This window comes from Streptomyces sp. WM6378, assembly GCF_001279695.1.
Taxonomy (GTDB): domain Bacteria; phylum Actinomycetota; class Actinomycetes; order Streptomycetales; family Streptomycetaceae; genus Streptomyces.
On sequence record NZ_LGDD01000158.1, the window covers coordinates 1 to 812 of the forward strand.

Consider the following 812-nt stretch of genomic DNA (forward strand, 5'->3'; position numbering starts at 1 on the left):
TACGCCTCGTCGTTCTGGACCCAGCTCATGAGCTTGCGGAGCTCCTTGCCGGTGGTCTCCAGGAGGTGCTCGGAGTCCTGGGTCTTGTACTCGTTGTACTTCTTCAGACCCGAGTGGTACTCCTCCATCCAGTTCTTCGCGAACGTACCGTCCTGGATCTCCGCGAGGACCTTCTTCATCTCCGCCTTCGTGTCGGCGGTGATGATCCGCGGACCGGTCACGTAGTCGCCCCACTCGGCGGTCTCCGAGATCGACCAGCGCATCTTCTCCAGACCACCCTCATACATGAGGTCCACGATCAGCTTCAGCTCGTGCAGACACTCGAAGTACGCGATCTCCGGCTGATAGCCGGCCTCGGTCAGCGTCTCGAACCCTGCCTTCACCAGCGCCGCCGTACCACCACAGAGGACGGCCTGCTCACCGAACAGGTCGGTCTCGGTCTCCTCGGTGAACGTCGTCTTGATGACACCCGCCCGCGTGCCACCGATGCCCTTCGCGTACGACAGGGCCAGCGCCAGACCATTGCCCTGCGGGTCCTGCTCGACGGCCACGATGCACGGAACACCACGGCCCTCCTCGTACTGACGGCGCACCAGATGCCCCGGGCCCTTCGGCGCGACCATCGCCACGGTCACGTTGGCCGGGGGCTTGATGAACCCGAAGCGGATGTTCAGGCCGTGGCCGAAGAACAGCGCGTCGCCGTCCTTCAGGTTGTCCCTGACGGACTCCTCATACACCTGGGCCTGGATCGGGTCCGGGACCAGGATCATGATGACGTCGGCCTCGGCCGCCGCCTCGGACGGCGTCACCAC

1 protein-coding gene is annotated in these 812 nt (G+C 64.5%); it reads right to left on the minus strand.

Annotated features, from left to right (window positions below; genetic code table 11):
- A partial coding sequence (ilvC, locus tag ADK54_RS15270) for a ketol-acid reductoisomerase (RefSeq protein WP_053726175.1) occupies positions 1-812 on the minus strand: 812 nt, incomplete at both ends.